The sequence below is a fragment of the Pantoea piersonii genome, from assembly GCF_003612015.1.
Taxonomy (GTDB): Bacteria; Pseudomonadota; Gammaproteobacteria; order Enterobacterales; family Enterobacteriaceae; genus Pantoea; species Pantoea piersonii.
Window position 1 is genome coordinate 1 of record NZ_RARB01000021.1, and the last position, 7495, is coordinate 7495.

The following is a 7495-nucleotide window of genomic DNA, read 5'->3' on the forward strand; positions in this document are numbered from 1 at the left end:
TCTGTAGCTGAACAGGAGGGACAGCTGATAGAAACAGAAGCCACTGGAGCACCTCAAAAACACCATCATACACTAAATCAGTAAGTTGGCAGCATCACCGGCAATCAGTACCCTGAAGGCAACCTCGCCCAGAAAAGAAAAATTAAGGTCATTAAGTAAAAAACGATGCCAGTCAAATGAAAACATAAGCAGAAAGGTTAACCTTCAATACTAAAAGTTATCAGGGGAACAGAAGATGTGTTAATCAGATTCTTTTTTGACGAATATAAATCTGGAGCAGTTGAACGTTAAAAACCTATGCGGCAGGGCAGAAATATTACTTATTATTCACCCTGCCTCCCGGTGCTTTCAGCACATTGAATAACAGTCATTCTGAAATAAAAAATCATCCCTGAAGGGCTGTTATTCATCAGGTAACATCCTGCTGTCATTTTTCTTTACGAGCGCCGCCATGGCTGTGCTCGCCGCCTTTTTTACCGGCTTCGGACGCTTTTTCACGGTCATTAGCGAAGTTGCCGCCGCTGTTATGACCGCCTTTTTTACCAGCCTCAGATGCTTTCTCAGGGTTTTCTGCAAAATTACCGGAACCACCACGATGTTCAGCCATAAATACCTCTCATTGTAGAAAAAATTAGCTTTAATTACCGTGTCGGGGCTGCTGAACGTTGCTTCATTCTGCCCGCCGCCACTCCGTTAACAAGAATAGACAAAATGAGAAATTGTGCAAATTTTTAAAGCGAAACGCTAAATACAGACGGGTCGGCAAATATATTGTCGTCTCGCTTATTAACCTGCTTTCTTTATGGAAAAGCGGCAACAGAATGGCCAGAGCAATGGCATATTCGGCTAAAAAAGAAGAATAAATTCAGGTGAGAATGTGTTTATTGGCTGTCTGTGATTATGCTTAAGGGTGGAAAGGCCTGACTCGGCCATACTAAACTCTGGGTTCAGTTTATTCGTTACGGCAGCATGAAGACATTGTGAGGTTAATATGTTAAGTGAAAAACAAAAAGAACAGGTTAAAGCTACAGTCCCCGTTCTGAAAGAAAACGGAGTGGCGCTGACCGATTATTTTTACAAGAGAATGTTAAAAAACAACCCTGACCTGAAAGAAACGTTTAATATGGGGCATCAGCGAAGCGGTGCTCAGGCCAAAGCGCTGGCTGGCGCAGTGCTGGCGTATGCTGAAAATATTGATAATCCCGGTGTGCTGGCACCGGTTATTGAGCTTATCTGCCATAAGCACGTCAGTTTGAATATACAGACTCCTGATTATGGTACTGTTGGCGAAAATCTGCTCCATTCCATCAGTGAAGTGCTTAATATCTCCATGGATGATGAATTAATCAGGGCCTGGGCGGAAGCGTATCAGCAGCTGGCTGATATTTTTATCGCGACGGAGAAACAACTGTATGAGGAGCATAAAAATACCAGCGGCAGCTGGGTTGGCTGGCGTGATTTTATTGTGGACAGAAAAGTCATGGAAAGTGCCGAAATTACATCATTTTATCTTGTCCCCAAGGACAGACAGGCGCTGCCTCCTTATAAACCGGGCCAGTATATCACGCTCCGGGTTATGGTACCTGCCTTGGGGATTAGACAACCCCGCCAGTACAGTCTTTCGAGCAGTCCTGCTGATAATTATCTGCGTATATCCGTAAAACGCGAAGATCCCCGTATCGAAGGGCAGGATCCCGGTTACGTCTCTTCAACGCTGCATAATGCTGTTCAGGAAGGTGACATCGTTGAACTCAGCGCCCCGACCGGAAACTTTTACCTTCTGAACCCGGATAATACGAATGTTCTTATCAGCGCAGGCGTCGGACTGACCCCAATGATATCAATGGTAAACCACCTGCTTGCAGAACATGCGGACCCAAATTTATCTTCTGCTGCCGGTACAGGCGACTCTGCCATCACGGAAAAGCAGTCAGAGGGCAAAAAAGATATTTATTTTATCCATGCGGCCCGCAGTTCAGAGGCCCATGCCCTGCGTGAAGAGCTGGAGAATTTAGCGCGCCGGAACAGAAATCTTCATCTGTTTATCGCTTATGAAAATGTCAAAGAAGGTGAGGTTGCCGGCAAAAACTACCACATGCAAGGACGTCTTAAGCTGGATGAAATGCCTGCTGCCTGTTTACCGAAAGAGGCTGACTATTACCTTTGCGGGCCGGTACCTTTTATGCAGGAGCAATACCAGGCCCTGCTCCGTCTGGGGATCCCACCGGAGAGGATCTTCAGTGAAGCGTTTACCACAGGTGGCGTTCACCTGTAATCCGTAAATCATCCCAGGAAAAGGTGCCTGAGCGTTACCGAAAAGGTTATTGCCCTGTAACCGGGACAGGGCGCTGACTGCCGCCCAGCGCTTTGTTCTGCTGTCCCTTTTCCATCTGACAAGGTTTTCCTGTCGTTGCCAGGAGGTACAGGAACGGCTTTTCTGAAAACTTACGCAGGGCACATGAAACCGGGCAGCGTACCTTTCTTACCGTTTGCAGAGGCAGCCTGATTTCAGGCCATGCAAAAAATGAATGCACACAACAAAGCCTGTTAAAAACGTCACGTTTATGAATGACATGTTCACCATGTTCATAAGCGTCCGGAAATACGCGGTTTATGCTGCAGATGAAAAACGGAAACGCTTATGCTCGGAATAAACTGCATTCTCTTTTCTTTTGCAAAATGCCTGACCGGAGCGGGAAAGAAAGTACATTCTGATCCGCTTAAGAATAAGAAATTTATTTCTGTCTGCCCTCTTCCAAAGCTCAAAGATGATTGCGTGGTGTTATCCCGATTAGATCGTAGTCAGCAGATTCATGTTTTATAGAGGGAAGTAAAGCATCTAGGACAAGGCCTCGCCTCAGCATCCCTGGATTTCGCTACCTTCATTGCGTCCCGGGTATGGTAAAAAGTGCCCAAAAAAACGCGATTTTCAACGCTAGGCAGTGATTTACACCCAGCTGTATGTACAAACAAAGCACCCGTGACTTCGAATTGCCTTGAAAGATAAAAATATTTTCCCATATTGCACTCTTATTTTTTTCATCAGGTTCAGGAATTGATCAAACCTCAAAACCTGTTAAGGGTTTTCCATGCTTTTAGCGGCAGGTTCGGCGCAGCTTCAGCGCCTTAGCGTGCCTGAAGTGTCCGGCCGGCCGACCTTTTTAATAAAGCCAGGCGGTAAACCTGTATCGGGTTATCAAATACAATGAGCGAGCCGAGGTCTGTATTTACTTGAGCCTGGCCTTTGCGGCGCCCTTTTTGCGGCTCACCTGCCGTCTGGCATAGGCGATGACAGTCATCCAGTCAGGATCTGAACATTTATTCGTAAAGGTATTGAGGTTTTTGAAGAGTTCGGACCACATCTTCAGGTGTAAGCGATTCTGATAATGATAATGATACTTAAGATTTACCTCCATAGACCTTATGACATCATCCACCAGGTTCTTGATCTGCCTCAAATCCTCTCCGGACTGATGCCTTGCAGCAAGCTGCCTTATCTGAAAAGCATAAACTACAGTATCCAGCTCCACTGTAAACAAAACGACCTCAATTATCAGCTGTTTTCCGCCTGAACCCTAGTCTACTTAAACTTACGAGACCAGTTTTAAATCAACTTTTGTACTGTGAAGAGTAACTGATTTGCCTCCATGTACCATGCCCACCACCGTTAAACATTGAGCCGAAGCATTCTGACGCGCTGTTCATCTTTCATGTCTGATGGGAAATCGGCATCGCTGACCTTTCCCGCCTGGCTGAGTTTACTGAAGAGATTAACCAAACGCTGTAATGTTATTAGCTACCTCGAAGGACTGCCGCCGCATGCTGACAGCATCAGCACTGGAAGTGCAGCGAATGCGACTCGGAGTTGCACCTGCTTTTACCACGTCGCGGGTAATGTTCCGCCAGGCATCTTTCTCCCTGACGCTTGCAGTCGCTGCCTTCTTTCTGTGAGAGCAAGGCAGGCTTCGGTCCCCTGAGCGGTTACCGCATCCAGCATTTTGCCGTTCATGTTGATGATATTAAAAAAGCTGCCAGCCTGTTTCAGTCCGCCGGCGGGAAAGCGTTTTACCTCATCACGACTGCTGATGTTTCCGACCTGAGCTGGAGTCAATAACTTTTCTACTATAGGCGCGACATGGAGCGGTGTTACTGAAGTAATATCACTGACATAAAAGCGGCTTATTGCATATCAGTAAGGCTTTGAGCATGTGTAAGGTGGTTTAAGAAAATTATCTGACGAAAGGTGCAATAAGGCTACCTTCCATTTATTCAACAAGGCCTGCCAATCCGCTTTACATTTCCAGGAAGGCATAACCCCTGTTCTGTAAGGTTGTTATTGTGGTCAGAGCGGAAGGCGTATGTATAACCGAGCCAGCGATCCAGTTCTTTTTATAATGATGCCAGGCGATAGCCTGATCGCATATGCTCACTTTGACTCCCTGGCTCTGAAGGGCCGAAATGAGCTTAAGGTTTGGGTTGTCAGTGCCATATATTTTTTGATAATGCACGTTATCAAGCATCGCCGGCGTTGCGCCACCGTTCACCGCAACGACAAATCTGAGTTTGTTGGTGGGAACCCCGGCTGCAACATAGAGATTAACCACCTGCGCGACTTTTTCCAGGGCCGGATTCGGCAATGATGTGTTGTCTCCGGCCTGCCCCACCTTGAAAACGATTTTATTGCTCAGGTCTGGGGTGGGCTGGAAGGCAGCACTGCGTTCATAGTGGATTTCGCCATAACCCTTCACGGCCGGTGTAATCCAGAAGCCAGCGGACTGATCGTTTGAAACACTGGCAGGATGATCAGTCAGGCTTTTGAAAAAAGCATGATTATTACAAAGCGCAGCTCCCATAAGCCCGCTCGTGATTGCAATTAGTGCTCCAGTTATAACAGAACGCATGTTTCCCTCCGGGCGCCTTGAGCATGAGCGCCCTGTTTATATTAGTGAAGAAAGACATTAACAAAAACATTTTGGCATCAGCTAGCAAGCCGTACATTTACTTTATACTTTCTTACCAGGTTGTTAATTTTACAGATTATTCTTAAGCAGCGGGATCAAATCGCGCTCCAGGATAGCCAGTTTGGGCTGCTCCCTATAATTGACTATAGCAAGATGTTAACAACGCCCGCTTCTGCACATAGCGGACTGTCGCAGTTGCAGAATCCGGTATGAGCGGGTAGCAGACGTTTCACTCATGATGACTGAAAATGTCCACTACGTTGAATATAGCATCCCGGCCACGCACCGGACGTGCGCAGTCGCATAGCTATCAGAGCTGAGCGCTCTGGTGGAGATCCCAGCGGTTGCCATAAATGTCATAAAACACAGCGCCCCCCATACTCCCCCTCACACGGCTTCTGACAGCGGTGAACGCCCTTTGTTTTCATAGCGGTGTAGCCACGCCGGAAGTCTCGGTCTGCAGGAACAGGAATACCCGCCCACCACACTGATTGCCAATAAAATCTTCCTGCCTCTCGTTTGAAGTGTGGGTCAGGAGAAGATTACAGTGGCTCTCCAAGTTAGGTGTAACGACAACCCGGCGTTTACCTGGCTGCGGTGTGTCCTCAACCAGGGAAAAACCCATCTTGTCGGCGTAATACTCAATCTCGCGGTCATAGTCATCGACCACATAGCCACATATCCCATGGATCGCTTTTGCGTTCTCATTTCTGCGCCGTCAGGTTTCAGGTACAACTGCCTGAACACTCTCTTTTAATATAACAGTGCGGTCAAGAACTGCCGCGAAGAAGGTAACCCAAAAGATGTTTCCGGTAAGTCCATGACAAAAACATGCAGAGAGCTTTTTACGCCTTAGTGCCGAATAGTTGTGGTGGATTCGCTTCATACCTTCAGGCTACGCATCCGTTTTCAGGACAAAAAAAACCCGCTCAGGGCGGGGAAAATTCGTTACAGAGGAATATCTCTGTAACTGATTCGACAGATGAAAAATATTTAAGTTCTATAATGGATTAAGCTTTTTAAATAAAATGGCTTGTATCTGCCTAACAGAAGGCATCAAAGAGAAAACCATAGTCGCAGACGCAGCATTGTGCAGATCAAGGCATTTTTCTGGCCAGCATCCGTATGGCCTTCTGGCAGTGTCGGCGGATAACAGGATCGTCAGTACGCATGCTCAAGCTATACAGCGAACAGATGATGTCCTGGATCTGCTTGTTGCCCCCGTTCTCAATCAGTTTCAGAATGACCTTCCTGAGTAACGCCCTGATCTCCTGTTTTTCTGCTTCACAGATTTTATTTTCCTCCAACTTCAAGACGCCGGGGCGGAAGCAGGAAGGGTGCCCGCCACCGGATATGGCCGGCTCCGTGAGCTTTTTTCACCTTCCCGTACGGAAAAGCGCAGCTGCCAGATGAAAAAGCACCCGTAAAAAGCTATTAATTGTTTAATTTCCCGGGCATGGGCAGTGTGATTATCGGGCAGGATTATGAAGAATTTAGCGCTGGCGAATATGCGAAACACACAAAAAACCGCCATTTTGACCCTGAGAGAAGATTCAAGATGGTTTGTCCGGGCTGAAACCAGCAGGAGTTGACTCTCTTAACTCTAGAGAAAAACAGCACAAATACAGGTGCATATTACAGTGAGCAGCGGCCTTTCCTGACGCGCATTTCACTGTCCGATTTACCGTCCCGGCGCTTCCGGTCAGGCTTCGGTTTTTTTTCAGCCAGCCGGGAAAACGTCAGGCTGGCTGCCCGCAACCACAAGTAAAAGACCCGCCATCTTTCTTTAGCGGGCTGAACAACAAATCATGTTCATAATTTACGGCCAATGTGCCGAAACCAGCATGGATCAGCACCCTGAAAGCCTGGAAAGAAAAGCGCCATCGTGCAAGTCTGCCGTCAGATGTAGCTTTCCCCCGAGTGCCTGGAAACTCTCTTTTAACATAACGATGTATGCATGACATTAGAAAGCCCGCCAGAGGCGGGCTTCGTCACCATGTTTCACCGAACCTGGCGGTTAGAAGGGCCTCTCCGGCTGATTTGGCTCCCTTTTCTTCCTGCTTCAACTGCTCGCTCAGGGCTGTTTCTGAAGTTTCCTCCGCTCATACGGCCGCCTTTCCGTCCGAGTTCTGCAGCCCACTCCGGATTTTCCGCAAAGTTTCCGGCTCCACCACGATATACTGCCATAGCACCCCCGCTTCATGTTAAGCACCGACCTTAAACCATAGGAGAGATTGTTTTACCGGTGGGTTTTTGGCAGTAACTTGTGACGCAGGCAAAAAAGGTGCCGTAGCGCCGCCAGAAATCAGTTTTTCATTGTGATAAAGCCCTGGTGTTGAGCTTTACATTACATTATCGGGGTGTGTAGAGAGAATTTAGTAATCAGTCTCTTCTTTATGGTGCCGGGCAAACCCTGCCAGCCACATAAGGGTTCAGGTAATGGTCCCAACTTATTGATAGTGTTTTATGTTCAGATAATGCCCGATGACTTTGTCATGCAGCTCCACCGATTTTGAGAACGACAGCGACTTCCG

5 protein-coding genes and 1 pseudogene are annotated in these 7495 nt (G+C 47.4%); 1 reads left to right on the top strand and 5 read right to left on the bottom strand.

Annotated elements, in window-relative coordinates; genetic code table 11:
• Positions 1 to 427 precede the first annotated feature (427 nt).
• A complete protein-coding gene (locus D7S44_RS23030; RefSeq protein WP_084886311.1) occupies positions 428 to 607 on the bottom strand; it encodes a con-10 family general stress protein in 180 nt (59 codons plus the stop codon).
• A 384-nt stretch (positions 608 to 991) separates the two neighbouring features.
• Between D7S44_RS23030 and D7S44_RS23035 the strand changes: the two genes are divergently transcribed.
• Positions 992 to 2275: a globin domain-containing protein gene (locus D7S44_RS23035; RefSeq protein ID WP_120458500.1), complete on the top strand. Its 1284-nt coding sequence runs from the start codon at positions 992 to 994 to the stop codon at positions 2273 to 2275.
• 2017 nt (positions 2276 to 4292) lie between these two features.
• On the opposite strand, the gene D7S44_RS23050 is transcribed toward D7S44_RS23035, so the two are convergent.
• From D7S44_RS23050 to D7S44_RS23070, 4 genes and pseudogenes are all read right to left on the bottom strand, one after another.
• The gene (locus D7S44_RS23050) at positions 4293 to 4901 is read right to left on the bottom strand and encodes a DsrE family protein (protein ID WP_048783021.1); all 609 of its coding nucleotides are present in this window, start codon (positions 4899 to 4901) and stop codon (positions 4293 to 4295) included.
• A 370-nt stretch (positions 4902 to 5271) separates the two neighbouring features.
• Positions 5272 to 5669 (bottom strand): annotated as a pseudogene (locus D7S44_RS23955) (VOC family protein).
• Between the two features lie 1293 nt (positions 5670 to 6962).
• A complete protein-coding gene (locus D7S44_RS23065; protein ID WP_075203188.1) occupies positions 6963 to 7148 on the bottom strand; it encodes a con-10 family general stress protein in 186 nt (61 codons plus the stop codon).
• Positions 7149 to 7411: 263 nt separating this feature from the next.
• Positions 7412 to 7495, bottom strand: an 84-nt coding sequence (locus D7S44_RS23070) for an IS1 family transposase (protein WP_032083315.1), incomplete at its 5' end; no start/stop codon positions are given.

Excerpts from the sequence above, each read along its gene's own strand:
- D7S44_RS23030 (WP_084886311.1), bottom strand. The coding sequence starts at position 607 with ATGGCTGAACATCGTGGTGGTTCCGGTAATTTTGCAGAAAACCCTGAG.
- D7S44_RS23035 (WP_120458500.1), top strand. The coding sequence starts at position 992 with ATGTTAAGTGAAAAACAAAAAGAACAGGTTAAAGCTACAGTCCCCGTT.
- D7S44_RS23050 (WP_048783021.1), bottom strand. The coding sequence starts at position 4,901 with ATGCGTTCTGTTATAACTGGAGCACTAATTGCAATCACGAGCGGGCTT.
- D7S44_RS23065 (WP_075203188.1), bottom strand. The coding sequence starts at position 7,148 with ATGGCAGTATATCGTGGTGGAGCCGGAAACTTTGCGGAAAATCCGGAG.